Below are 24,936 nucleotides of genomic sequence, written 5' to 3' on the forward strand. Positions count from 1 at the left end.
TTTCTTTATCCAAATTTAAAAATTTTCTTAGAAATAGAATAACCCATTTTAACGATACTATGCCCTACTTTCGTTTTAAACTTCATACTTTTACCTAGGATGCCTACGCCAACCTTTTTATAGAGTACACTATCCTTGTCTTCAAGGTATTTCCATAAATCATCTCTTTTTTGTAAACTCTCTTCTGACCCTTCTTTAATCAAGTATACGGAGGAAACTGTCATAATGATACTTAAATACTTAATCAAATACCTTTGAAGATTTTTATTTTCAATTGACATTACATCCACAGAATCAATCATAATCTTATTTACCCTAAGTTGCTGATCGATACGTTTTATCATATTAGCTTCCGTCACTGATTGATCATCCCTACCAATAAAATATCGGTAAAGATCAACATTCATATAATACATGGACGTAACATAGCTTAGTGGCTGATAAACAAATATATTATCTACATAAAAAGTATGTTTCGGTAACTCTAACTTGCACTCTCTAAGGAGTTCAGTACGATAAATTACCGAATGCATCAACATATATTTCCCCTGTTGGAAATTTCCTACCTCATCCCACGTAAACACTTTATGTTGTGGAAGTGCAGAAGTATAATTGATGACTTTTTGCTTATTTTCATGGACCTTTTCATAAACATAATTCGCTATGAACATATCCACATAACGTCCCTCTGACGTCATTTCTTTTAAAACCCTCAATACCTTTAATAAAGCTTCCTCATCGAGCCAGTCGTCACTGTCCACAACCTTATAGTACAATCCTGTCGCATTCTTTAAACCAGCATTTACAGCAGACCCATGCCCTCCATTTTCTTGATTTACTGCTTTTACAATTGTAGGATAACGCTTTTCATATTCACTTGCAATCTCAGCAGTCTCATCTTTAGAACCATCATTTACAATAATGATTTCTACATCCTCTCCACCAACTAATATAGATTCTATCGCCTTTCTCATATATGCTGCTGAATTATAGCACGGTACTGCCGCTGTTAAAAGTTTCATTGCAATCCTCCTCCATTTTACTCAACATAGGTAATATAGACACTCCCTGCTTTCTCAAATGTTTCCTCCGCCTGTTTTAGAGTCCATCTTCTCTCTCCCCTTGACGATGGGTCTAATACCATGACAGATGTGCTGTCATACCCTGTTATTACTACTGCTTCCTCCATATCTTTAAAAGCAATGACTGGTCTTTGCTTTCCTACAAAATAAAGTACCTCATCTAAGGTAATTCCCCGAAGTTCTACTGGTGTAGCCTTCATTTGCGACTTCAAATATTCGATTGCTGTCTGCTCATTTTTATTATAGCTTGAAGTATTTACATCAGCATTTTTATACAGAAGCAACATTCTCATACATGCTTGCAAACTGGTAAATCCACTCTCCTTTGTTACCTGGGAAACTTCAGTGAGCTGCATCTTACTTGGCTTTGCTCCCCTTTGCCAGATTACTTTACCAAGATGATCTATTACAATCCCTACCTGCTCATCTGCAGCCTGAATGGCTTTTCCAGCATCGCTGGTAAATTCAATAATTTTACCATAAGAATAGGCAATATAGTACGGACGATAATCCTCTGGACGACTAACACGTACTGTTGTATCCTCTGTAATAATGGTATTTACTGTTGTTTTAGTCTCCGGTAATTTTTCCATAACATAATCTCTTCCAAGAGAAAGATAATACTCTGTTAACATATTTTCTGTCACACGCTTTGTAACTGTAATGCTACTATTTGCGCTGGTAAATTGATTTAAGATATAGTCTGGTTCCGTGGAGCGGTAGCCCACACCCACCGAATTATCTTTTTCCACTCTGGTAAGCTCCACTACATTATTTTCCACATTAGCATCAGTGACAAAGTATCCATCCTTTGCATACTGTTTTTTAACATTCCCTAAACTATCAACAATTAAAACCTCATACATTGGCTCTAATACTGTTCCATCTTCATGTACCGCGATGTCAGAGTTTTTGATTTTACCATAGATAATATTATTATCAATTAATCCTAGTAGCTTTAGCTTCTGACCTCTTTGAGCGTATATTACATCGGCTGCACCACTCTCTAGATTTAAAACATGAATCTTATCTTCCTCAGAATTTTTGTCTTCCTTATATACAATAAATGTATTTGATAAAGAAAAATATAAATTCTTCTTTGGTACATTAGTTGCAATTGTTTTCAAAACTTTTGTTGTCAAGTTATAAGAATAAATCGTATCAAAAATATGAAGGTAAAATACATCAAAATCATTTCGATAACACAGGCTACCAATCTCTTCTTTTAAAATATTGTAAGTAGTATTGATTGGAATATAAATCTGTTCTTCGATACGCCCTAATGTCTTATCATAGGTATATAAGATAAGTCCTACTCTTCCTTCATATTCTCCACGGTTCATATATCCATACACTAAGAAATCAATGTTACCCGCTTCATCCATCTTTAGAATCTTGATGTCATGTTGGTCAAATGTATCACGAACAAAATCTGTCTGATTCTGATAAAAGGAAAATACCCTTACCATAGTATTCTCTGCCAAGTTATAGGACCATAGCTCACGGCCACGTACAAAGGCAATGACGGACTTATCTTGGTTTGCTATTACTTCGACTTCAGGCTGATTGGTAATTCCTAATTTAAACTCGCTTTTTGCAAGACTTGTCCGATCAACATCAAAGATTGCTTCCATTTCTCTATCATAATTATATAAATACGTACGGTTTTGAGTATACTGAAAACGATAATTTTCCTCCACCGTAAAATACTCAAGCCCACTACCTGTTTCGATACTCACAATAAATTTAATCATGACCGATGCTGTATCTTTGGATATCTCTGTAATGGTCGGCACCTGCATATAAATCTTTTTTGGTTTTAAAGATCCATAAGTCACCATATCCAAACCACTGTTGATATTAACCTTAGCGAAGCTTTTTTCCTCTAAACCACGTTTTGTTTCCAAATACTTCTCAATATTTCCTGCGTTATCTTTATCGAAGGTAGCATTATGAAACTCTGATACAAAGGCAAGTTTTTCTGTTACATAGGATTGATCCATCACCTTGACTCTTGTGTAATAGTAAATACGCTTTGATTGATCTGTAATTAAAGTGATTCGAAGAACATATTCTGTATCTTTACTTAAGGCTTCTTTAAACTTTAAACGAGCTACCTTATAATCCTGTTCTTTATCAAATACCAAAGAAGAGCCCTCTTCCAAAGTATTTCCATCCTCCACAGATATCACTTCATATTTTAACTTCTTAACTACACTTTCTTTCTCCGTAATCAAAATTGAGAGCTCCTGAGACGAATTAATCGGTGTAATCGACTCACGTACGGTTAGTACGTCAAGACCTGAACAATAGCCATGTAATAAATTTATCTCCTGTCCCTCAGTAAATAGAGTCACATAAGGAAGTTTTGCATTTTCCATTTCCATTGTTTTGGTTTCTAAATGAAAAATCTGTTCCTCCATATTCATTCCAAAATAAGTTAGAGATCCCAGGAAAATCGCAAGCAAAATTAGGATACGATAGATTAATTTCATTTTCGCTTATTTCCCCTCTATATCTTCTGCCCACTCTTTCGTGGTAGTGATTAACTGATATAATGTTAAGTTACAATTTAAATATTCAAAAATACTCTTTAGTTTATTTAGATTCTCTTGTATTTCTCTTGCAGATGGTTGATTACCTTTTCTCACTGCACGAATTAAAATGTTTTTAGGAGTATGCTCCATATCAATAAATTCTAATATTTGTACCTTATATCCAAGTGCTTCCATTAGATTAGCTCGCATTGCGTCCGTCATTAAAGCTGCCATACGTTCTTTGATTAGACCGTACTTTAATATAGGTTGTAAATCATCACAGGATATCTGTTTATTCAATTCATGCTGGCAACATGGTACTGACAGTACTACTTTTGCTCCCCATATCGCTGCTTTGTATAAGGCATAGTCCGTAGCGGTATCACATGCATGCAAAGTAACTACCATTGTCACTTTATTCGTTCCCTGATAAGATTTAATATCACCTTTTCTAAACTCAAGTTCCTGGTACCCATAACGTTTCTTTAATTCATTACATGTTCTTATTACATCTTCTTTTAAGTCTAGCCCAGTTATTTTAATACGATACCCCTTGATTTCTTTCAAATAATAATACATAGCAAAGGTAAGGTAGGACTTTCCACATCCAAAGTCTATAATAGAGATCTCTTCTTCCTTGGAAAGACTTGGTAGCACATCTTCAATAAATTCTAAATAGCGGTTCATCTGACGATATTTATCATATTTGCTTTTTATTACATTACCATCAATACTCATGATCCCTAAGTCAACCATGAATGGTATCGCAACACCTTCTTTTAGTAGGTATTGTTTCTTACGGTTATGATCAATTAGCTCACGGTTCCCCTCACTCATGAAACCATCACTAGAATTCCAGAGGGGATCCTTTCCTTTACGCTGTTTTGTTTTAACCGTAACAGTCCCTTTCTTGCTAATTAATATAGTTGTCTGATCGCTTAATGTTTTTATCTCTACTTGGCGGAAAAGCCCAGAAAACCAATTGGACAACTCTTTTAAAAGTTCTTCTTTCCCATAATTATAATGTAACACTTTAGTACCACAGAAGCTACTTGCTTGAAAAAAGAGTTCTTTTTTTAATAATACCGGTCGAATTTTTATTTTACTTACTCTATTCGTATCGGAAGAGTTACTTATAATAATTTGTTCTAAATCTTTTGACAAGGCACTTTCAAATGCCATATATATTTTTTGATCCATCTTAGGATACCATCCAATCTAATTCATCTATTCCCCATTCATATTGTAACCTGTTTTGAAGCAAACTGCAATAAGTGTAGAGGACAAACACACTACAAACACCTTAAGATTTGATTAAAAAGCAAGAAAACTTCGGTATCGGTCTAGTAACATATCGCATATATTATTGTGAGTAAATATATATGAGGTTTATTATGTCTCCATTTGATGATCGAATTAGACAGACTTCCGTTGATTCCAATCCACCTTACTATACAAGCTACTCAAAAAACGGAAACAATTATATTATGCGTCAAAACAATACTCCTCCTCCAACCAGAGCTCCTTTTTATACTCTTCCAAAACCATATAAAGTTCCTTGCACACCTGTGGTGGAAACGACAGAAGCAGTTTTAGAGCAGTTTAGAACTTGCGAGGATTTATTGGAGCAATATCAAAAAGATTTAGAATTATTTCTATCACTCTATTCCTTTGACATCAAGCGTCTTAGAAACGAAATTCTAAAAGAAATTAATCGTATTGATCACGATGACAGTTTTATCTATGATAAAATTCCGGATCGTACTACCATCTTAAAAATGGTTGATTTTATTTATCAAAGAATCCTTCCATTAACGGAGACTGAATCCACGATTGAGAGCGAACCTGCGGAAGATAATATGAATGACTTACCAGACAAACTTCCAAGTGCATACTCAGGTGTATGGTTAAGACATGTGATAGAGATCCTTGTTTACCAAGAGTTAATTGAACGCAGAAAAAATTGGTCAGGACGATTAATGAAAAGATAATTAAACTTGATAAACTACAGGGGGAATTACTCAATATGCATAAAAAAAGAGGTATCTGTTGCAACAGATGCCTCTTTTTTTACTCTCTTCCTTATCCGAATCCATCTCTAGAAAAGGAATCCGCAGCGCTGATAAGTAAAAGATCATGTGACTGGGCGTCACGAATTTTCTATAATAAGTGTGTACTTATAGCTCTGTAATCGTTAGGCAGTTATCGGAAGGTAGAATTCTATGTAGGACTCTTCATTATCACGATTCGCAATGACATCGCCACCATGACGAAGTAGGGTGATTTTCATAAATGAAAATCCAACTCCTGTATTATCTTCTCCAGTGCTATAATAAGGTTCAAAAATGTTTTGGATATCTTCCTCACGGATAAACTCACCACTATCACTCACTCTGACATGTATGCATTTACCTTTTTTGTTCTTTTCTGTACTAATCGTCAATGATACTTTTATTTGATCGCCAGGTTTAAAATCATTTAACGCTTCCTGCAACAATTTTCTCATTACCTGCCTCATTCGTAACTCATCAAAACAACATTCATTCGAATAACGTTCTGTTTTTTTGTCATAGCTAATCGATAACAAAACACCTTGCTTTTCATATTCTACATTTACCTCTTGTACGATGGACTTAATTAATTCCAGTATATTGCCTCTTTTTAGTTCCTCCTCCATACAATCATATAAACGCTCATATTCTGTTAGACGATCACATACTACCCTCATATCCTGTTTTACATACTGCATATAATGGCTATCTGAGGTTTCAGGATAATCATCCTCCAATAGCTGCATCGAACTCCGAATGCATGCAAGCAAGTTTCGAAGCTCATGAATTGTTCTTGTCGCAAGAAATCGATGCTCATCACGAAAACGACGAAAAACAAACTCAGCTGTCGAGTTGTCTTTTGTCATTTCGTTTAAAAGCTCATAATCCTTCATTGTTAACATTAAAACGCCCCCTTTCATCAAATATTTTAGCAAATATTGTAATATTAAACAACAACAACACGTTGACATGCAACGACAAAATATAACATCGTAGTATACGACATTTTCAGCCTTTTGAATGATTTTCTCCCTTGCTAAATTCTAAAAATATATTATAATAAATGAAACTATGTAAACTGAATGGAGGTTTTTATGAGCGATAATTCTTGTATATTTTGTAAACTAGCTTCCGGAGAATTTCCTTCCGCGACTGTATATGAGGACGACCTTTTCCGTGCGATTTTAGATATTTCTCCAGCAGCCAAAGGGCATACTCTACTACTACCTAAAACACATGCTGTTAATTTATTCGAACTTGATGAACTTGAGGTTTCTAAAGCACTTTTGGTTGCAAAAAAACTGGCTGCTGCCATTCAGAAGACCCTGCAATGTGACGGTATCAACATTCTCCAAAATAACGGAACAGCTGCTGGTCAATCCGTATTTCATTTTCATATTCACCTTATCCCTCGCTACGAGGAGGATGGTGTTACAATCCCTTGGAAATCTCTTTCTTATTCCGATGGTGAAGCTTTCGAATTAGCAAATAAAATTCATCAGAACTTATAAATGTACATTGGAAAGTTTTGAAGCATAAGATTTTCACCTTTCATCTGTCGAATAATGTCTATGAAAAAAACGGGTATAAAGAGGAAAATTCTAATAAAAACATTTTATTAGTTGCTGTCGAAACTAGAAAATAAAAAAGCAGATATCAATAATAGGAGTTTTAGAATGTATTTTTACACAAAAAACTCTGATTGATTTCTGCTTTTTTATTTCATTACTTTTATTTTATTCGAACCTCTTCTATTAAGGAAAGAATCGTATTCACCGCATTATTTTGTTTGCTGCTCTTCATTGCTTCCACATAGTCTTTTTGATTATCAAAGACGTGATTAACAGCCTGTAATAGAGTTTCATTCGATAAAACCTCTTCTTTTATTACATAGCTGAACCCTTGGTGCTCAAAGGACTCCGCATTCAGTATTTGATCTCCACGGCTTGCTGCTGCAGATAAAGGAATTAATATATTCGGTTTCCTGAGTGCTAATAATTCACAAATAGCATTCGCACCAGCTCTAGATATTACAATATCAGCGGCAGCAAATAAATGATTTAATTCTGCCCCAATATATTCAAACTGAATATACCCTTTTTGATTCTTAAACGCAGGATCTACTTTACCCTTTCCACATAAATGAATCACCTGAAAACGCTTTAATAACGTAGGCAGTAAATTACGTACTGCCTCATTAACCTTGAGTGCTCCTGTACTTCCACCAATCACTAAAAGAACTGGAACATTCGCTGTAAATCCACAAAAATCTAATCCTTTTATCTTATTCCCTGAAAATAATTCCTTTCGGATCGGGGTACCAGTTAATACGGCCTTTTCCTTCGGAAGATAATTTAAGGTTTCTGGAAAGTTTGCACATACTTTCACTGCAGATGGAATACATAAGCGGTTGGCAAGCCCTGGTGTCATATCCGATTCATGTATAATGGCCGGAATCTTTCTTTTTTTGGAAGCAAGTACTACAGGTACTGATACAAAACCGCCCTTTGAAAATACGACATTCGGTTCCAACTTCTTTAGTAGCTTTTTCGCTTCACGATAACCCTTTAATACCTTGAATGGATCAGAAAAATTCTTAATGTCTAGATATCTACGCAATTTACCTGATGATATTCCATAGTAAGGGATATTAAGTTTTTCGATCAAATCTTTTTCTATACCTTCATAAGAACCAATATAATGAATGTCATAGCCTTCCTCTTTTAACCCTGCAATTAAGGCGATATTCGGTGTTACGTGACCGGCTGTTCCACCACCGGTTAAAACAATTCGTTTCATAGATTGCCTCCAATGTTGCTTACTCTAGCTTATTTGCTTAAGAGCTGCTGCTAACTGATCCGGACAAGAGGTGGCTTTGAACCCACATTTTACACCCTGTAACTTCTCAATAACCTCATTAACCGGCATTCCTTCTACGAGTTTAGAAATTCCTTGAAGATTTCCATTACAACCACCAGTAAATTTTACTTCTGTTACAATCTTCTTTCCTTCCTTTTCTTCTACCTCAAAATTAATTTCACTGGAACAAACTCCACTAGTCTTAAATTTCATCTTATCCTCCAATCTTTTGCATCCCTATTTCCACCCATTATTCGTATCTCTTTTTCTATCAATAGTGTTCCCAAAATACATGGATATTTCCGCGCATTCTAATATCAATAGTAACTTAGAACGCAAGTATAATTTGTGTGTAAAAAACCTTTCACTCTCACATCCTAGGTGAATGAAATCTAACCTATTTTATATCAGTTTACCTTAATTTGCAATTATAAATCTTGGAAAATTAACTGTGAAACGTTTTTACAGGCAATATATTGTAGAACTAGGAAAAAATCTGTTATAATAATAACATAATTGAAAATAATTTGAAGTAATAAGCTAATAGAACATATTCTTTTAGCAGAATGTTCGTGCCATGAAAAATCTTGGCACTATGGTGAGCGTGATTAGCGCAAAAGAATGGAGGATATTATGATCGGAATTATAGGTGCCATGGATGAGGAAGTAACTCAACTAAAAAATAAAATGCAACAAATTACAATTACAAAAAAGGCTGGAATGGATTTTTATAGTGGAAATTTTGGGGATAGAGCAGTTGTCATCGTTCGCTCTGGGATTAGTAAGGTAAATGCAGCGATCTGTACACAAATCCTCGTAGATGAATTTCATGCTTCTGCTATCATCAATACAGGTATTGCGGGTTCTTTAAATAATGACATCAACATCGGTGACATTGTTCTCTCAACAGATGCACTTCAGCATGATGTTGATGCTACGGCATTTGGTTATCCTATAGGGGTGATTCCTCGTATGGAGACATCGATATTTATAGCCGATGAAAAATTAATAACGAAAGCAGAAAATTTATGTAAAAAAGTAAATCCAGATATCTCAGTTTTTAAAGGCCGTGTTGTAACAGGAGATCAATTTATTGCTAGTAAAGATCAAAAAGATAAACTAGTTTCTGCTTTTTCTGCACTTTGTACGGAGATGGAGGGTGCAGCAATCGCTCAAACGGCATATTTAAACCAGATACCATTTCTAATTATACGTGCCATCTCAGATAAAGCAGATAATAGCGCTACTGTTGACTATCCTACCTTTGAAGCAAAAGCAATTGAGCATACGGTTAAGCTATTAACAGCTTTAATTCCAGAGATTTAAGTCTCAATCTTTTTAAAATCTAACGAAGCGAAAGGTAACTCTAACCCCTTTTGTGTATAAGTGTACGCAGTAAGTGCGAATAATATGATAGAAAGGAAGAATATATGGAGGGAAAGGAACGTAGAGAAAAACTACTAAATATACTAAACGCAGTAAATATGCCCATCCAAGGAAGTGAACTTGCAAAACAGCTTGGAGTGAGTAGACAGGTCATTGTTCAAGATATTGCTCTATTACGAGCGGTAAATAAGAATATCCTTTCTACTACAAAAGGATATATCCTTTATTGTCAAGAGCCTAAGAAAGTAAATCGTTGCTTTTATGTCAAACATACAACAGAACAAATCGAGGATGAGTTAGGTTCCATCGTAGATCAAGGTGGTAAGATTCTGGATGTTATTGTAAGCCATGAAATTTATGGTACAATTGAAGCAGATTTAATTATTAATACAAAGCAAGATGTCATTGATTTTGTAACTAAGGTAAATCAAAAGCAAACAGTTCCATTAAAAGAACTAACCGGTGGTAATCACTATCATACTGTAGAAGCGGATGACGAGAGTATTTTAGACAGTATTGAAACCGTATTAAGAGATAAAGGTTACCTGATAGATTCTAAATAACATGATTGACAATGCTTTCTGCCTATGATATATTTCTGTAAAGACAGCTGTGTATACACCTGTATGCATGGCTGTCTTTATACTAAAGTAGATGAAAACTTTCTGCTTTCGTTTCATAAATTAGGAGGATAACTATGTCAAACATAAGAAAAATTCTAAACCGTATCTTCATTGAAGGACTAAGTGGAATGGCACTTGGTCTATTTTCTACTCTAATTGTTGGTACCATCTTGCAACAGATTGCAAAGTTCATTGGTGGCACAATTGGTGATACCCTCTTTTTAATAAGTAAAATTGCAACTATTTTAACAGGTGCTGGAATTGGCTGTGGGGTAGCATATAAGTTTAAAGAATCCCCCTTGGTTCTATTATCCGCTGCCACAGCAGGAATGGTAGGTGCCTATGCTTCTAATATCTTAAATGGTACTCTTTTATTATCTGATGCCGCTTCACCTACTTTAGCATTCGCAACCCCAGGTGAACCATTAGGAGCATTTGTAGCTGCTTACATAGCAATTACTATCGGTCATTTGGTTTCCGGAAAAACAAAAGTAGATATTCTTGTTACGCCAATTGCCTCGATTGCATCGGGTTCGATGGCAGGTTTATTGGTTGGCCCAGCCATCTCCAATTTTATTACAGCTTTAGGTGAACTTATCAACTGGGGTACGGAAAGACAGCCTATCCTAATGGGTATCATTGTTTCTGTTATCATGGGTATTGTTCTGACACTACCGATTAGTTCTGCTGCCTTAGGAATTTCTTTAAAATTAGGAGGAATTGCAGCAGGTGCTGCCTGTATCGGTTGTTGTGCTAATATGATTGGATTTGCCGTTGCCAGTTATCGTGAGAATAAAATAGGCGGATTATTTGCACAAGGTGTAGGAACAAGTATGCTTCAGGTGCCAAACATCGTGAAAAAGCCAATCATCTGGTTACCAGCAATTATCTCCAGTGCTATTTTAGGCCCTATCTCTGCACTCATAGGTATGACCAATAACCCTACTGGTTCTGGTATGGGTACTTCTGGATTAGTTGGACAGTTTATGGCTTTTGATTCCATGGTACCGACTTTTGGAACCGCTGGCACGATAGGTTTAATCCTATTAATGCATTTTATTTTACCTGCAGTCATCTCGTTTTTAGTATCTGAATTTATGAGAAAGAAAAACTGGATCAAATTCGGAGATATGAAATTAGATGCCTAATTCACTCTCAATCCGCATATGTATTATGCTTATTTCATAAAAATGCACCAGACAGATATTTCTTTCTCTGCCTGATGCATTTTCATTCATGACAAGAAAAAGTTCGTAATGCGTGCTTTTTCTTGTTTGTTTTCTATCATGATTATTTTTAACCACTCTACAAGTCTCTTATTTCATCTCATCAAACTCTAGTCGTAGAAAATAGTCGTCATATCTATAAATCCTTAAACTTAGCATTATTTAAACTCATACTTCCACTCTCTAATAACTTCTCCGTCTAAAGATTTAATAAGAAAGAAACCTTTTTCATAAATCATATAGCTGTTCTTATTTCCCTCCTTAGGAATCGAAACAGAACCTGGATTTAAGTACATCCCTTTCTCCATCTTGCGGATTGTTTGAACATGAGTATGACCATGAATCAGTATATCTTTATCGCTAATTGGCGGAAGTTTCTCTTCATGAAAGAGATGACCATGCGTTGCAAAAATGGTGATTCCATCTACATAAAGTAGCAAAGAGTCTGACATGATTGGAAATTCCAATACCATCTGATCCACTTCTGCCTCACAGTTACCTCTAACGCATAGGATATCATTTTTCTTTTCATTTAGCATTCTAATGACTTCCTTTGGATTATATTCCTTTGGTAAATCATTTCTCGGACCGTGATATAGAAGGTCACCAAGTAATATTAATTTCTCTGGCTGTTCCTTCTCAAAACATTTCATTAATCTTTCACAATAATATGCAGAACCGTGAATGTCGGATGCAAACATAAGTTTCATAAGGTGTCCTCCTTGATGTCTTTATTCTTCCTATCTTATAGAAGCAGCATGCATAATGCAAGTTTTTTCACAAAAAATAGAACTATCCAAGTTTTACTAGCGTTGACCAGTAGAATATCTTGTGCTAGAATTCAACTATAGAACGGCTGATCCATTTTTTATTGTATCAAAACATTGTGATATTGTCATCAGCTTCTTAAATCAGACCCCTGGTTAAACCAAAAGAAAGGATGGGCCCTTATCATTATAGTAAAGGGCAAGACTACTATGAATGGAATCATTACATTACTTATGATACTTATTATTTTAATTTTCCTCATTTTCTTCCTAATTGCTCCGGGTAAATATCAAAAATCTATGGTAGAACCATTACAATATAGAAATTATGCGCATCGTGGTCTTCATAATAAATCAAAAACAATACCAGAAAACTCAATGGCTGCCTTTAAAAAAGCAGTAGAACATGGTTATGGAATTGAACTCGATATCCAATTTACCAAAGACGAACAGATTGTTGTTTTCCATGATGACACCTTAAATCGTGTCTGTGGTATTGATAATCGTTTGGACGCCTATACCTACAAAGAATTGAAGCAATTTTCACTATGCAACACAAGTGAACATATTCCTCTTTTTACTGAAGTCCTTCAATTAGTTAACGGAAGAGTACCTTTAATAGTAGAACTAAAAAATGGCCCAAAAAACAGCTTGCTCTGTAAAAAAGCCTATGATTTACTAAAAAGTTATCAGGGAGATTTTTGTATAGAAAGTTTCCAGCCATTGATTGTAGCTTGGTTTAAGAAACATGCACCAGAGATTTTACGTGGTCAGCTAAGCGCCGGTCCAGAGGAGTTCAAAAAACAACTTACAAAATTTCAAGCTTATGCAATAAGCCGAGTCCTAACAAATGTAGTTGCAAGACCTCACTTTATTGCCTATCATAAGAAAAAAACAGCTTGGTTAGTAAAATTCTCTGAGTTTCTGGGTGCCATTCCTGTTGTATGGACAGTTCGAAAAAATGATGATTCCTCATTTTATGAGAAAACGAATGACATGGTGATATTTGAATTCTATACTCCACAAGCAAAGTATAAGAAATAGTGATATAAAGTACCTTAAACATCCTGCTTTTCTCATTCGATGCCTCCCGCAATAAAATACTGTATTGATAGGAGGCGATAGCAAATCATTATCTCAACCTTTTTGTGTTCTAAAAGTCACTAAAATCAATACTCTATAATCCTTACTGCGTAACTTTCGTTACGCAGCCCATTCATTTTACCATTGACATGGGCGGCTGGCTTAGCTACCCCTTACGAGTTATTTACTCATAATCTCATGGACAAAGCGTAATTTGGCAAGTACAGATTATGCTCATAAATTACTTGATTCCTATTAAATTTCTTACGTAAGGAATTCTCTTTATTATCTCATATAGACATAAAGTTATTATAAAACTTGTCACCATTATGGTAAGCACCTGCAAGAATAAATCATCAATATATAATAGTGCATAATATCCTACCGTTACAAGAATCGATTGATGCAAAATATATATCGGGAAAGAAGCTTTATTGAAATAATGTAATATTTTTGAACTCTTATTTAAATACTTCATTGCATATGTAATTAATGCACAACTACCTATCCATGCAACAAAATTAACCAGACAATCTCCATAATAAGAATAATTATAGTATAAAATAACTAGTGTAATTAAACTTGCTAAAAATAGGAACATTAAAAGGACCAAATGCCTCTCTAATTTATTTAAAATTTCCTTATTGCTTAAAATATAATAGCCTAATAAATACAACACAAGATTTTTCCCAAGGCTAAATCCTCCGAAATTACCTATATAGTATCCTCCCCATACAAGCATAAACATTGCAATGATTATGTATATATTATTTTTACTATTTAAATCTTGTATTTTATTATATGGAATTAATTTTGTTATTAATAAACACACTAATGAAATAATAAATAAAAATAGGATAAACCATAATTGTCCAGGAGTAAATCCACCATCATATCCAGACAAATCCGTAAAATGTGTAAAAAAATAAATTATATTTTCTAATAAACTTCCATCATAGCCTGCAAAATATTTTCTAGCATATAAAGTTTGAAATGGCACAAGTAAAACCACCCCACTTATAAACGGAATGAATAATTTTTGCACTCTTTCATGAATAAATTCTTTTACTGTTCTTTTTTCTAATGCATATTTTGCACACATACCTGCAATAACAAAAAGAATTGGCATGAACCACGGATTAATCAGTATAATCAAACTACTTAATAATCTATTCTCTCCACCCCAAATATAAAACTTTTGTCCATAATCATTCCAAATCATTAAAGTATGAACCGGAAACAATAATATGATAGATATTACCCTTAACCAATCCAAATAATAACTTCTTTTTTTCTCCATATCTTCCTCCCTATTTATAAATAATCTCTGTTACATCTTCCGATTTGTTAGTCATTATTATATCATATCTCACTCAACGTTTCCAATTCATTCCATAAGCTAACATGGGTAGCCATTTTCAGCGATTTCTTTCAAACACTTATAACAAGATACGTGACTAAGCTATTTAGTCAAAAAAACAGTTGAAGTTTTACCTAACAATAGGAACTTACCTTCAAAGTTTCTATTGTTAGGCTTTTGAATTGATTAATGTAGTATAGAATAATACTATTATTATAGCTTCCGAACCTGCTATACACTGTCTTCCTCTATTTTTCTCTAATACGAATAAAGAAGGAACCAGAATGGCTTCCTTCTTTATTCGTTCTATTCCCTTATAAATCTACAACTCATATGGATTTCCATCCAAAGAAACGTTACCAATCTCCACTAATGATAGGAGTTGCCAGATAAATTTTTGTAGAATCATTCTTCTCATCATAATTCATAGCAACTTGTATATTAATCTTGTTGCCATCTACTTTAATGTATTCATCTAATACACCAGTGTAGGCATAGATTGTATATAAATCATTCTGGCGGTTTTCAAATACAATTGTTCCGTTTAAACTATCGATCATGCGGTCCGCTATTTTATTCTTTGTTTCTAGCAATAGATTTCCTGCAAATGCGCCACTAAACTGTAAGGTTGTATTGATGTTCGTTTTCGACACTTTTAGCTTTTCAAACAAAGACTTAACAATCTTTTGATACTCTAAAATATCATTATTTGCATCTTCATAGATTGTTAAACGTACCATTACATACTGAGTTACTCCTGAAGCTTTCTCTGAATTTTGTACAAATGCATCAACAGAGCTGGTACCATTTACCGTAACTACTTTAATCGTTGTTTTCGCTCTTTTTGCATCTTTAACAAATACCGTTTCCTTCCTTTCTGTGGTCTCGTAGTTTTGTGCTTCCTGATCAAAGCGTATTCCTAATCCATTCGAGAGAAAGGAAATTAACGATAACTTGTCCTCCCTTGTTAAGTACTGATTCCCGTAAGTTGCTGTTATCTCCAAGGTACTTTCCATTAATCCAGAATTGGTATTCATAAAAGCACCGATAATATCTCCGTCCTTCATGAATACTTTATTCGCAATGATTTGAGCCCCGACGGCAGTCCACAATAACATTACTACAGCAACTAAAAAACGCATCTTTCTATTATTTATAACCTCTCGAATCGGTATATGTCTACGTTTCCTATCATCGCTAAATTGAAAATTTCGCATAATAAAACCTCCATTCCTTTTTTACATTATTACCAAGAAATGGAGGTTTATTCTATTTATGATACTTTTCTGCTAGTTCAATACGCAATAAAGATCTACGAAGTGCCATTTCAGCTCTGGTCTCGTTGATATTGCCTTCTGCTCCCTTTAAGCGTCGTTCAGCTCGTATTTTTGCTTCTTTCGCACGATTTAAGTCAATTTCATCCGGCCACTCACACGATTCAGCAAGTATTGTTACCTTATCTCCAAGGATTTCAATAAATCCATCATGAAGAGCTGCGATACGTTCTTCGCTTCCCTTCTTGATCCGAAGAATTCCTGGAGTTAAGATTGCAGTCAGTGGAATGTGATGCTTTAAGATACCCATTTCACCTTCTGTCGTCTTTACTTCAATCATATCAGTCTCTCCGTCATAGAAGATGCGATCAGGAGAGATTACCTGTAACTTAAAATCCTTACTGTTATCTGCCATCTTCTTCTCCTACTTGTTTGCTTTCACTTTTGCAAGTACATCATCGATATTACCTGCATTTAAGAAGTAGCTTTCCGGAATGTCATCATGCTTTCCTTCGATAATTTCCTTGAAACCTTGTATTGTTTCTGTTACAGGAACATATCGTCCAGGAAGACCTGTAAACTGCTCTGCAACGTGGAATGGCTGCGATAAGAATCTCTGAATTTTTCTTGCTCTTGCTACTAAGAGTTTTTCATCCTCTGATAACTCATCCATACCAAGGATAGCGATGATATCTTGAAGTTCTTTATATCTTTGAAGAATTTCTTGAACACCACGTGCTACTTTGTAATGCTCGTCTCCTACAATTCTTGGGTCAAGAATTCTTGAGGTTGACTCTAGTGGATCAACCGCAGGATAGATACCTAACTCAACGATCGAACGAGAAAGTACAGTAGTTGCATCAAGGTGGGCAAAGGTTGTTGCAGGAGCTGGGTCAGTTAAATCGTCCGCAGGAACGTAAACTGCCTGAACGGATGTGATAGAACCATTTTTTGTGGATGTAATACGCTCTTGTAGAGCACCCATCTCTGTCTGTAAGGTAGGCTGATAACCAACGGCACTTGGCATACGGCCAAGTAACGCAGATACTTCAGAACCTGCCTGTGTAAAACGGAAAATGTTATCGATAAAGAGAAGAACATCTTTTCCTGACTTATCACGGAAATATTCCGCCATCGTAAGTCCAGTAAGACCTACTCTCATTCTTGCTCCTGGTGGTTCGTTCATCTGGCCGAACACCATGGTAGTCTTATTAATAACGCCAGAATCAATCATTTCGTAGTAAAGGTCATTACCTTCTCTGGTTCTCTCACCAACACCGGTAAATACAGAGTATCCACCATGTTCCGTTGCAATATTTGTGATAAGTTCCTGTATTAATACGGTTTTACCTACTCCGGCTCCACCAAATAATCCAATCTTACCACCTTTTTGATATGGACATAACAAGTCAACTACTTTGATACCAGTCTCTAAGATTTCCGTCTCAGTCGACTGCTCCTCAAAAGCAGGCGCTTTTCTGTGAATTGGATAATATTCTACGTCCTTTGGTGGTTCCTTCTCATCGATTGGATTACCAAGAACATTAAACATACGACCTAGTGTATTCTCACCAACTGGTACACTGATTGGAGCACCTGTTCCTTGTGCTTCCATACCGCGCACTAATCCATCGGTAGGTCCCATAGCGATACAACGAACGGTATCATCACCTAGATGCTGCGCAACTTCAACTACCAGGGTATCTCCATCGTTCTTCTTTATATTAACCGCTTCGTATATCTCAGGAAGTTTTCCCTCCTCGAACTTGATATCGAGTACGGCACCGATGATTTGAGTGATCTTACCTAAGCCTGACTTCAACTTATTATTACTATCTGTCAATTATTTGTCACTCCTTTTCTAATTAATAGCATTCGCTCCGGCGATAATCTCCGTTAACTCCTGTGTAATCGAACTCTGACGAGCACGATTATACTTCAGTGATAAATCAGAAATCATGTCTTCTGCGTTATTTGTAGCAGAATCCATTGCCTGCATTCTTGCACCATTTTCACTAGCAAGAGCTTGCACTAAGGCACCGTAGATAAGGCTGTTAATGTATTTTGGGATAATCAGATCCAATGCTTCTTCTGCCGCTGGCTCATAATTCATAAGAGTCAAACGCTCATTTAGATCCTCTTTATCATTCCCCTCCTGTAATGCTGCTTCCATATCTACTGGTAACAGCTTTATTAATGTAGGAATATGGCTTACCGTATTCTTAAAAGATGTATAGGCAAGGTAAATTTCACCTACCTCATCTGATACAAATGCATCAAGTACAGCCTGACCAATTTCAATAGCATCCTTATAAATTGGTGCATTCATTACTTCTGAATAGTCTTTTGCAATTTGGTATCCTCTTCTTGCTAATGCCTCTTTTCCTTTACGACCTACGGCATAGATAAGAGCATCTTCCTTTTTAATATCACTGCCCATAACGAGCTTTAGGATATTGGAATTATAACCACCTGCTAGACCACGATTGGAGGAAATTACAATAATCGCCTTCTTATTTGATTTACCTGCTGATAGATAAGGATGTGATATATTACCGGACTTACGAAGCATCGATAGTACAGTATCGTACATATGATCAAAGTAAGGTTTGGTATTCTCAGCCCTTGTCTTTGCTTTTTGTAATTTTACTGTAGAAACTAACTTCATGGCCTTCGTAATCTGCCCGGTGCTTTGAATACTTTCCTTACGCCTTTTAATATCTCTCATTGAGGCCATAGCTTCACACCCTCTCTATTAGTTCGTAAACTCTTTCTTGAATGCTTCGATTGCAGTGACTAATGCTTTCTCACATTCTTCATCCATTACCTTCTTTTCACGAATGCTTGACGGAATATCCGGATACTTCGTGTCGATATACTCAAATAATTCTTTTTCAAAATCTCTTATTCTACTAACTTCAACATCTAACAAATACTTCTTTGTTGCAGCATAGATAATGATTACCTGATACTCTACTGGCACTGGTTTATATTGTGGTTGCTTTAAGATCTCACGAATTCTTTCACCTTGTGCAAGTTTTTCTTTGGTATCTGCATCAAGGTCAGAACCAAACTGAGCAAATGCAGCAAGTTCACGATACTGTGCAAGCTCAATACGAATAGGGCCCGCAATCTTCTTCATCGCCTTGATCTGTGCAGAACCACCAACACGCGATACGGAAAGACCTGCATTCACCGCTGGACGAAAACCTGCGTTAAACATATCGGTCTCTAGATAGATTTGACCATCCGTGATCGAAATAACGTTGGTTGGAATGTAAGCAGATACGTCACCTGCCTGTGTTTCAATAATTGGAAGTGCTGTTAAGGAGCCACCACCAAGTTCATCGTTTAATCTAGCAGCACGCTCCAAGAGTCTTGAATGTAAATAGAATACATCACCTGGGTAAGCCTCACGGCCTGGTGGTCTCTTAAGGAGCAAGGAAAGGGTACGATATGCCGCAGCATGCTTCGTTAAGTCATCGTAAATTACAAGTACATCCTGACCAGACTCCATCCATTCTTCACCCATAGCACATCCGCTATATGGTGCAATATATTGAAGTGGAGCTAACTCACTTGCTGTAGATGCTACTACTGTTGTATAGTCAAGAGCACCATATTCTTCTAAAGTTTTTACTATATTTGCAACTGTAGAAGCCTTTTGGCCAATGGCTACGTAGATACATTTTACATTCTGTCCCTTTTGATTAATAATCGTATCAAGAGCAATCGCTGTCTTACCAGTTTGTTTATCACCGATAATAAGCTCACGCTGACCGCGTCCAATTGGAACCATAGAGTCAATCGCTTTAATACCTGTCTGTAGCGGCGTGTCTACAGATTTTCTTGCGATTACACCAGAAGCAACACGCTCTATTTGACGATATTTTTTTGTTTCTATCGGTCCCTTACCGTCGATTGGCTGTCCAAGAGCATTAACGACACGACCTAACAATGCATCACCAACTGGAACTTCTACTACTCTACCAGTTGTTTTTACAGTGTCACCTTCGTTAATATTCTTCATATCACCAAGCAATACGGCGCCGACATTATCTTCTTCTAAGTTTAACACCATGCCATAGATGTCTCCTGGAAACTCCAAAAGCTCTCCTTGCATAGCATTCTCCAGACCATGAATACGAGCAATACCATCTGCTACTTGAATAACAGTACCAACATCAGATACTAAAAGCTGCATGCTGTAATTCTTTATCTGCTCTTTTATGACTGAACTGATTTCTTCAGGTCTTAAATTCAAGAGATAAGCACCTTCTTTCTGTAAATTTCTTTTCTTAAGAACCGCCTTACAATTCGATTAGCCAAGCTGTATCTTAAAGAGATTTTTGGATAGTGTGGTTAGCTTCGATTTTAGACTGCTATCCACTACTCTATCTCCGATGCGAATAATTAATCCACCAAGGATCGTCGCATCTACCTTGTAATTCATCTCAAATTGAACATATTTTGTTGTAGCCAATAGCTTGTTTTCAATCTTTTCCTGCTCCTGCGCACTTAATTCTAGCGCGGAAGTCACATATGCTACTCCTATTTTCTTATGCTCACGAACCTTTGCCAGAAAATAATCAAAGATTTCCAAAATCTCATCATATCTTCCCTTCTTAATAATTATCACCAGGAATCCAGTAACATCATCACTTACTCTACCTTTAAAGATATTTTCAATAAATGCTACCTTTTCTTCCTTAGTAATCTTAGGATGATTTAAGAACTTGATAAGTTCCGTATTCTCTTTAAATACTTCCTTCACAGCTTTGATTTCTTCTTCTATGATATCAAGAGACTTATTTTCCAAGGCTAAATCGAATAACGCTTCTCCATATGTCCCCGATACTAATTTTGCCATGTCTCATCACCCATCTCATTCAAAGCTTCATCAATCAACTGTTTTTGTTTTGATTCATCTATGTTACCAGCAATGATTTTGCCAGCCATAACGGATGCGACAGCAATCATTTCTTGCTTTACCTCATCCTTCATCTTGCTCTTATTTAATTCAATTTCTTTATTTGCTCTATCTACAATTCTTGAAGCTTCCATCTTTGCTTCATCAACAATTTCATTCTCACGCTTTAATGCCTTCTTACGACCTTCGCTTAAGATTTCATCCACTTCCTTAGAAGCTTCTTTTATCTTTGCTTCGTAATTAGATTTTAACTGCGCTGCTTCCTTTTTATCCTTTGCTGATGCATCCATTTCCTCTTTAATACGGTCTTGGCGTTTTTGTAAGAGTTCTCTGGCCGGGTTGAACAGAAGATAAGATAAAGCTAAAAAAAGTACGAATATGGCAAGACCCATAATAACTACATCTGCTAAAAGTTGCATATCCAAACCAAAGATACGGTTCCATAGACCAGTCTCTTTTGTGGCTGCCAATACTGTACTGTTAACCATGCTTACTATCAAATTGCCCACATTTCGGCCTCCCTTCCTTTAAATTTTTCTAGAGGCCGATTACAGCTTACCGATAAGTGGGTTAGCAAATAAGAGAATAATAGCAACCGCGAAACCATAAAGACCGGTTGTCTCGGCTACCGCTTGTCCCAATAGCATAGTTGACATAATGTTACCCCTTGCACCAGGGTTTCTACCTACCGCAGCTGCACCATGACCTGCTGCAATACCCTGTCCAATACCAGGTCCAATACCTGCGATCATCGCAAGACCTGCTCCAATTGCTGAACAACCTAAAACAAATGCTTCATTAGAAATCATATATATTTCCTCCTTAAATCTTTCTTTTACTCTTTTTGTACTTACCTAAATTTACGCTTCCTCAAATGTGTTTGAGATAAATACCATCGTCAACATACAGAAAACGTATGTCTGAATAGCTCCTGAGAATACATCAAAGTATCCGTGTAAAGGTGCTGGCACCAATAATAAGATTGCCTTCGGCAATAATCCATATACCAATCCAAGCATTACCGTTCCTGATAATACATTACCAAACAAACGCAACGACATAGAAATTGGAGTTGCAATTTCACCGATAATATTTATCGGGGTTAATAGAATTGGTTTAAATAGATTCGTAATGTGTGCAGATTTTTGATACTTAAATCCATTGTAATGAATTAGTACGAAGGTAACTAATGCTAATGCTAATGTTACACCATAATCTGCAGTTGGTGATCTTAAACCAAATAATCCGGAGATGTTGGCTAACAGGATAAAGATGAACAAGGTACCGATGTAATTAGAAAACTTCAAACCATGTTTTTCACCCATGTTAGCTTTGGTTAAATTATCAAAGGTTTCCACCAGGTACTCAATAGCATTTAAAAACTTGCCAGGTACTTTATAGGGATCTGCTTTTTTAATAAAACGATTCGCAACCACTGCAAAAGCTATAATAACGACCATCACAATCAGTAAACTGATATGCGTTGTGGTAATCCATAACTCATGCCCGAATAGCTCATACCGTATCAGACCGTCAACACCAAAGGTTATCTCGTCATTTACCACACTGGTTGCTTGTGGGTCTAAAACACCTGAGGAAAGCAAAATGCCTCCTAAACTCACTTTCTCACCTTCCTTTTCTCTTAATTTTTACTAAACAATTTATGGGTTAACGGCTGCAAATAGGCCGATAACTTCAAGCTTAAAACACCCAGTACCACGGAAAATACGTTGATACTGTTGATAAAAACTGCAGCAACAAGAACTACAATAATTAACAAAAGACGAAAGATAGCATTCCTTTTGGTATAGTTCATTGCGCTCTTTTGATCCATATTTAAAGATTTCTCTATTGTTGTATACATGCTAATTGTCATTAGTACTGCTACCAGTATTCCCAAACCAAGCCCAAGATAATAGGCCAGCTTATCCACTTTCATAAATAATCCTGGAATAAAAAATAGGATTGCAAATAATGCGATACCAATTAATAATTCTTGAAATGTCTTTTTTCCATCACTCATACCAGGCAACCTCCATTTTACTATGACTTATATTCCGTCTCTTTTGTTTCGTAAGTTCCTTCTTTTTTCCTTCTCTCGCGCTCCTTTTTCATCTCATCCAAACGACTTAGTTCTGCATCCTCTCTTGCCTTATCTTTTGCATAAAACGATTTTGTCATTATATATATGTTGCGAAATGCCGCCATAATACCAAGAACAATACCAATAAGTGTAATATAACTGGTACCAAGCCAATCATCTAACTTCCTTCCAACAAAAACGCATAAGAAAATTGGAACAAGCATGCTAATACCAATTTGGCTTACCATTAGTATTCCTTTCACTACACTACTCTTATTCTTCATAATATACAGCCTTTACTCCTTAGTTATTCTTTTTATATTGATAAAAGCTCATAAAATTTTTCTATTTTTTCAGCCTAATTTCCTGTATCATGAGTAATATTATACCATTTTGTCTAAAAAAGTCCACTTTCTTACACTGGAAAAGTATGTTACATTATTCACATATAATTCCATGAATCACAAAAGCTGCTATACTAGCGGTTAATTTACATACTACGTATAATATATGCAAATTCCGTTATTATAACAGCCTTTCATTTTTTTAGTTCTCCAACATAGAGATTCTTCTAATATGTCTCTCATCATTGGAAAATTCAGTGTTTAGAAAGATTTCCACAATCTTTAATGCAAGGCCAGGACCAACTACTCTTCCTCCCATGCATAGTACATTTGCATTGTTGTGTTGTCTAGTCGCTTCTGCACTAAAGCAATCGTGACATAATGCGGCTCGAACTCCATCTACCTTATTTGCCGCCATGGAGATTCCAATTCCAGTTCCACAAATCAAAATACCAAACTCACATTCTTTATTTGCAACTGCCATAGCAACCTTTTTCCCAAAAACGGGGTAATCGCAGGATGCCTTAGAATCTGTTCCAAAATTCTTAAATGGAATTTTCTTCTCCTCTAAGAACGTAATTACTTCCTGCATTAAATCATACCCACCATGATCACATCCAAGTGCTATCATTGTTTCTCCTCCATTCAAACTCTTTCGCTTTTTACGGTCTTATGGTATCATAAAACCTCATCCTTGTATATCCTATTTTATCTCTAATCTCACGTATAATTCATATTAATTCACAATACCAACCCTATATTTCGAACTTATATACACTCAGTACTTAAAGTATTGACATGGATTTCGCAGGCACATACTTCTGTGTGAAAGAAATCTCTATTTCTTTCACACTTCTCGCAATAACCGATACATTGTTTTCTTTACTAAAAGAGCAAGTTCTTCATAACACCCTTCATAATCAAGAAGTGTACCGCCATATGGGTCAACTACATCACCAAACTCTTCTACATACTCTTTTATGCTATATAAATTTTTCTCAATACCATAATCTTGAATGATTTTTAATTTCTGTTTGTATGTCATGGTTAATACCAGGGTATTCTCTGTAACTTCAATCGCTTTAAATTGCTTTGTTGTATGCTCGGTTGTAGGAATGTCATGATTTTTTAAAACCTCTTCCGCTTTTGGATTGATTGGCTCCGAAAACAAAACAATTAATCCTCTCGATAGAATTTCAATCCCTTCCTCTTGAATTAAATTTTTTAGAAGTGCTTCCGCCATTGGACTACGGCAAGTATTCCCTGTACAAACAAAGATTACTCTATCATACTTTCGTGGCATGATTTATCCCCCTACTTTATTTATCTTT

The 24,936-nt window shown here is 35.8% G+C and carries 27 protein-coding genes; 6 read left to right on the forward strand and 21 right to left on the reverse strand.

Features of this window, described 5'->3' with window-relative positions; translation table 11 throughout:
• Positions 1-5: 5 nt before the first annotated feature.
• Genes CC92_RS0110605 through CC92_RS0110615 form a run of 3 tightly spaced genes read right to left on the reverse strand, consistent with a single transcriptional unit; the run spans position 6 to position 4,819 of the window.
• The gene (locus tag CC92_RS0110605) at positions 6-1,022 is read right to left on the reverse strand and encodes a glycosyltransferase family 2 protein (RefSeq protein ID WP_029502910.1); all 1,017 of its coding nucleotides are present in this window, start codon (positions 1,020-1,022) and stop codon (positions 6-8) included.
• Between the two features lie 17 nt (positions 1,023-1,039).
• Positions 1,040-3,577, reverse strand: a complete 2,538-nt coding sequence (locus CC92_RS0110610) for a hypothetical protein (protein WP_029502909.1) — start codon at positions 3,575-3,577, stop codon at positions 1,040-1,042.
• A gap of 6 nt (positions 3,578-3,583) precedes the next feature.
• Positions 3,584-4,819 (reverse strand): class I SAM-dependent methyltransferase, encoded by a 1,236-nt coding sequence (locus CC92_RS0110615; RefSeq protein WP_029502908.1) that lies wholly within the window; start codon positions 4,817-4,819, stop codon positions 3,584-3,586.
• A 194-nt stretch (positions 4,820-5,013) separates the two neighbouring features.
• Between CC92_RS0110615 and CC92_RS0110620 the strand changes: the two genes are divergently transcribed.
• A complete protein-coding gene (locus CC92_RS0110620) occupies positions 5,014-5,610 on the forward strand; it encodes a hypothetical protein (protein ID WP_029502907.1) in 597 nt (198 codons plus the stop codon).
• Between the two features lie 203 nt (positions 5,611-5,813).
• Here the strand turns inward: CC92_RS0110620 and CC92_RS0110625 are convergent, their stop codons facing one another.
• Positions 5,814-6,572: a sensor histidine kinase gene (locus CC92_RS0110625; protein WP_029502906.1), complete on the reverse strand. Its 759-nt coding sequence runs from the start codon at positions 6,570-6,572 to the stop codon at positions 5,814-5,816.
• A 192-nt stretch (positions 6,573-6,764) separates the two neighbouring features.
• Between CC92_RS0110625 and CC92_RS0110630 the strand changes: the two genes are divergently transcribed.
• Positions 6,765-7,181 (forward strand): HIT family protein, encoded by a 417-nt coding sequence (locus CC92_RS0110630; RefSeq protein WP_029502905.1) that lies wholly within the window; start codon positions 6,765-6,767, stop codon positions 7,179-7,181.
• Between the two features lie 220 nt (positions 7,182-7,401).
• Here CC92_RS0110630 and CC92_RS0110635 read toward each other — a convergent pair whose 3' ends face one another.
• Positions 7,402-8,469 carry an undecaprenyldiphospho-muramoylpentapeptide beta-N-acetylglucosaminyltransferase gene (locus tag CC92_RS0110635; protein ID WP_029502904.1) on the reverse strand — a complete coding sequence of 356 codons (1,068 nt, stop codon included), beginning with the start codon at positions 8,467-8,469 and terminating at the stop codon, positions 7,402-7,404.
• A 24-nt stretch (positions 8,470-8,493) separates the two neighbouring features.
• Complete coding sequence (locus CC92_RS0110640) at positions 8,494-8,742, reverse strand: TIGR03905 family TSCPD domain-containing protein (RefSeq protein WP_029502903.1); 249 nt, start codon at positions 8,740-8,742, stop codon at positions 8,494-8,496.
• Positions 8,743-9,162: 420 nt separating this feature from the next.
• Here CC92_RS0110640 and CC92_RS0110645 point away from each other — a divergent pair, with 420 nt between their 5' ends.
• The 3 genes from CC92_RS0110645 (at position 9,163) to CC92_RS0110655 (ending at position 11,686) form a co-directional block, all read left to right on the forward strand.
• Positions 9,163-9,855 (forward strand): 5'-methylthioadenosine/adenosylhomocysteine nucleosidase, encoded by a 693-nt coding sequence (locus tag CC92_RS0110645; RefSeq protein ID WP_029502902.1) that lies wholly within the window; start codon positions 9,163-9,165, stop codon positions 9,853-9,855.
• Between the two features lie 104 nt (positions 9,856-9,959).
• The gene (locus CC92_RS0110650; RefSeq protein WP_029502901.1) at positions 9,960-10,478 is read left to right on the forward strand and encodes a transcription repressor NadR; all 519 of its coding nucleotides are present in this window, start codon (positions 9,960-9,962) and stop codon (positions 10,476-10,478) included.
• Positions 10,479-10,612: 134 nt separating this feature from the next.
• Positions 10,613-11,686 carry a PTS transporter subunit IIC gene (locus CC92_RS0110655; RefSeq protein ID WP_029502900.1) on the forward strand — a complete coding sequence of 358 codons (1,074 nt, stop codon included), beginning with the start codon at positions 10,613-10,615 and terminating at the stop codon, positions 11,684-11,686.
• 236 nt (positions 11,687-11,922) lie between these two features.
• Here CC92_RS0110655 and yfcE read toward each other — a convergent pair whose 3' ends face one another.
• The gene (gene yfcE / locus CC92_RS0110660) at positions 11,923-12,474 is read right to left on the reverse strand and encodes a phosphodiesterase (protein WP_029502899.1); all 552 of its coding nucleotides are present in this window, start codon (positions 12,472-12,474) and stop codon (positions 11,923-11,925) included.
• Positions 12,475-12,741: 267 nt separating this feature from the next.
• Between yfcE and CC92_RS0110665 the strand changes: the two genes are divergently transcribed.
• A complete protein-coding gene (locus tag CC92_RS0110665) occupies positions 12,742-13,575 on the forward strand; it encodes a glycerophosphodiester phosphodiesterase family protein (RefSeq protein ID WP_029502898.1) in 834 nt (277 codons plus the stop codon).
• A 280-nt stretch (positions 13,576-13,855) separates the two neighbouring features.
• On the opposite strand, the gene CC92_RS0110670 is transcribed toward CC92_RS0110665, so the two are convergent.
• The 14 genes from CC92_RS0110670 to CC92_RS0110735 all read right to left on the reverse strand — a co-directional run bounded on the left by CC92_RS0110670 (position 13,856) and on the right by CC92_RS0110735 (position 24,908).
• On the reverse strand, positions 13,856-14,914 hold the full coding sequence (locus CC92_RS0110670; RefSeq protein WP_029502897.1) for an acyltransferase family protein: 1,059 nt from the start codon (positions 14,912-14,914) through the stop codon (positions 13,856-13,858).
• A 416-nt stretch (positions 14,915-15,330) separates the two neighbouring features.
• Entirely contained in the window at positions 15,331-16,191 is an 861-nt protein-coding gene (locus CC92_RS0110675) for a YwmB family TATA-box binding protein (protein ID WP_029502896.1), read from the reverse strand.
• 52 nt (positions 16,192-16,243) lie between these two features.
• Positions 16,244-16,663 (reverse strand): ATP synthase F1 subunit epsilon, encoded by a 420-nt coding sequence (atpC, locus tag CC92_RS0110680; RefSeq protein ID WP_029502895.1) that lies wholly within the window; start codon positions 16,661-16,663, stop codon positions 16,244-16,246.
• Positions 16,664-16,672: 9 nt separating this feature from the next.
• Entirely contained in the window at positions 16,673-18,091 is a 1,419-nt protein-coding gene (atpD, locus tag CC92_RS0110685; protein WP_029502894.1) for a F0F1 ATP synthase subunit beta, read from the reverse strand.
• A gap of 18 nt (positions 18,092-18,109) precedes the next feature.
• A complete protein-coding gene (gene atpG / locus CC92_RS0110690; RefSeq protein ID WP_029502893.1) occupies positions 18,110-18,985 on the reverse strand; it encodes an ATP synthase F1 subunit gamma in 876 nt (291 codons plus the stop codon).
• Between the two features lie 18 nt (positions 18,986-19,003).
• On the reverse strand, positions 19,004-20,512 hold the full coding sequence (atpA, locus tag CC92_RS0110695; RefSeq protein ID WP_029502892.1) for a F0F1 ATP synthase subunit alpha: 1,509 nt from the start codon (positions 20,510-20,512) through the stop codon (positions 19,004-19,006).
• A gap of 57 nt (positions 20,513-20,569) precedes the next feature.
• On the reverse strand, positions 20,570-21,118 hold the full coding sequence (gene atpH / locus CC92_RS0110700; RefSeq protein WP_029502891.1) for an ATP synthase F1 subunit delta: 549 nt from the start codon (positions 21,116-21,118) through the stop codon (positions 20,570-20,572).
• Entirely contained in the window at positions 21,106-21,687 is a 582-nt protein-coding gene (atpF, locus tag CC92_RS0110705; protein ID WP_242841342.1) for a F0F1 ATP synthase subunit B, read from the reverse strand. The genes atpH and atpF overlap by 13 nt, the downstream gene beginning before the upstream one ends.
• Positions 21,688-21,726: 39 nt before the next feature.
• Positions 21,727-21,987, reverse strand: coding sequence for an ATP synthase F0 subunit C (gene atpE / locus CC92_RS0110710; RefSeq protein WP_029502889.1), 261 nt, complete (start codon positions 21,985-21,987; stop codon positions 21,727-21,729).
• 51 nt (positions 21,988-22,038) lie between these two features.
• On the reverse strand, positions 22,039-22,800 hold the full coding sequence (gene atpB, locus CC92_RS0110715) for a F0F1 ATP synthase subunit A (protein ID WP_051650711.1): 762 nt from the start codon (positions 22,798-22,800) through the stop codon (positions 22,039-22,041).
• Between the two features lie 20 nt (positions 22,801-22,820).
• The gene (locus CC92_RS0110720; RefSeq protein ID WP_029502887.1) at positions 22,821-23,201 is read right to left on the reverse strand and encodes an ATP synthase subunit I; all 381 of its coding nucleotides are present in this window, start codon (positions 23,199-23,201) and stop codon (positions 22,821-22,823) included.
• Positions 23,202-23,221: 20 nt separating this feature from the next.
• Positions 23,222-23,545, reverse strand: coding sequence for an AtpZ/AtpI family protein (locus tag CC92_RS0110725; RefSeq protein WP_051650710.1), 324 nt, complete (start codon positions 23,543-23,545; stop codon positions 23,222-23,224).
• A 262-nt stretch (positions 23,546-23,807) separates the two neighbouring features.
• Positions 23,808-24,236, reverse strand: a complete 429-nt coding sequence (rpiB, locus tag CC92_RS0110730) for a ribose 5-phosphate isomerase B (protein ID WP_029502885.1) — start codon at positions 24,234-24,236, stop codon at positions 23,808-23,810.
• Positions 24,237-24,452: 216 nt separating this feature from the next.
• On the reverse strand, positions 24,453-24,908 hold the full coding sequence (locus tag CC92_RS0110735; protein WP_051650709.1) for a hypothetical protein: 456 nt from the start codon (positions 24,906-24,908) through the stop codon (positions 24,453-24,455).
• Between the last annotated feature and the right edge of the window lie 28 nt (positions 24,909-24,936).

The organism is Lachnoclostridium phytofermentans, assembly GCF_000733755.1.
GTDB classification, from domain to species: Bacteria; Bacillota; Clostridia; order Lachnospirales; family Lachnospiraceae; genus Lachnoclostridium; species Lachnoclostridium phytofermentans_A.

Bases quoted from the DNA above. Each gene is read 5' to 3' on its own strand.
- CC92_RS0110605 (WP_029502910.1), bottom strand. From the start codon at position 1,022: ATGAAACTTTTAACAGCGGCAGTACCGTGCTATAATTCAGCAGCATAT.
- CC92_RS0110610 (WP_029502909.1), bottom strand. From the start codon at position 3,577: ATGAAATTAATCTATCGTATCCTAATTTTGCTTGCGATTTTCCTGGGA.
- CC92_RS0110615 (WP_029502908.1), bottom strand. From the start codon at position 4,819: ATGGATCAAAAAATATATATGGCATTTGAAAGTGCCTTGTCAAAAGAT.
- CC92_RS0110620 (WP_029502907.1), top strand. From the start codon at position 5,014: ATGTCTCCATTTGATGATCGAATTAGACAGACTTCCGTTGATTCCAAT.
- CC92_RS0110625 (WP_029502906.1), bottom strand. From the start codon at position 6,572: ATGTTAACAATGAAGGATTATGAGCTTTTAAACGAAATGACAAAAGAC.
- CC92_RS0110630 (WP_029502905.1), top strand. From the start codon at position 6,765: ATGAGCGATAATTCTTGTATATTTTGTAAACTAGCTTCCGGAGAATTT.
- CC92_RS0110635 (WP_029502904.1), bottom strand. From the start codon at position 8,469: ATGAAACGAATTGTTTTAACCGGTGGTGGAACAGCCGGTCACGTAACA.
- CC92_RS0110640 (WP_029502903.1), bottom strand. From the start codon at position 8,742: ATGAAATTTAAGACTAGTGGAGTTTGTTCCAGTGAAATTAATTTTGAG.
- CC92_RS0110645 (WP_029502902.1), top strand. From the start codon at position 9,163: ATGATCGGAATTATAGGTGCCATGGATGAGGAAGTAACTCAACTAAAA.
- CC92_RS0110650 (WP_029502901.1), top strand. From the start codon at position 9,960: ATGGAGGGAAAGGAACGTAGAGAAAAACTACTAAATATACTAAACGCA.
- CC92_RS0110655 (WP_029502900.1), top strand. From the start codon at position 10,613: ATGTCAAACATAAGAAAAATTCTAAACCGTATCTTCATTGAAGGACTA.
- yfcE (WP_029502899.1), bottom strand. From the start codon at position 12,474: ATGAAACTTATGTTTGCATCCGACATTCACGGTTCTGCATATTATTGT.
- CC92_RS0110665 (WP_029502898.1), top strand. From the start codon at position 12,742: ATGAATGGAATCATTACATTACTTATGATACTTATTATTTTAATTTTC.
- CC92_RS0110670 (WP_029502897.1), bottom strand. From the start codon at position 14,914: ATGGAGAAAAAAAGAAGTTATTATTTGGATTGGTTAAGGGTAATATCT.
- CC92_RS0110675 (WP_029502896.1), bottom strand. From the start codon at position 16,191: ATGCGAAATTTTCAATTTAGCGATGATAGGAAACGTAGACATATACCG.
- atpC (WP_029502895.1), bottom strand. From the start codon at position 16,663: ATGGCAGATAACAGTAAGGATTTTAAGTTACAGGTAATCTCTCCTGAT.
- atpG (WP_029502893.1), bottom strand. From the start codon at position 18,985: ATGGCCTCAATGAGAGATATTAAAAGGCGTAAGGAAAGTATTCAAAGC.
- atpH (WP_029502891.1), bottom strand. From the start codon at position 21,118: ATGGCAAAATTAGTATCGGGGACATATGGAGAAGCGTTATTCGATTTA.
- atpE (WP_029502889.1), bottom strand. From the start codon at position 21,987: ATGATTTCTAATGAAGCATTTGTTTTAGGTTGTTCAGCAATTGGAGCA.
- CC92_RS0110720 (WP_029502887.1), bottom strand. From the start codon at position 23,201: ATGAGTGATGGAAAAAAGACATTTCAAGAATTATTAATTGGTATCGCA.
- CC92_RS0110725 (WP_051650710.1), bottom strand. From the start codon at position 23,545: ATGAAGAATAAGAGTAGTGTAGTGAAAGGAATACTAATGGTAAGCCAA.
- rpiB (WP_029502885.1), bottom strand. From the start codon at position 24,236: ATGATAGCACTTGGATGTGATCATGGTGGGTATGATTTAATGCAGGAA.
- CC92_RS0110735 (WP_051650709.1), bottom strand. From the start codon at position 24,908: ATGCCACGAAAGTATGATAGAGTAATCTTTGTTTGTACAGGGAATACT.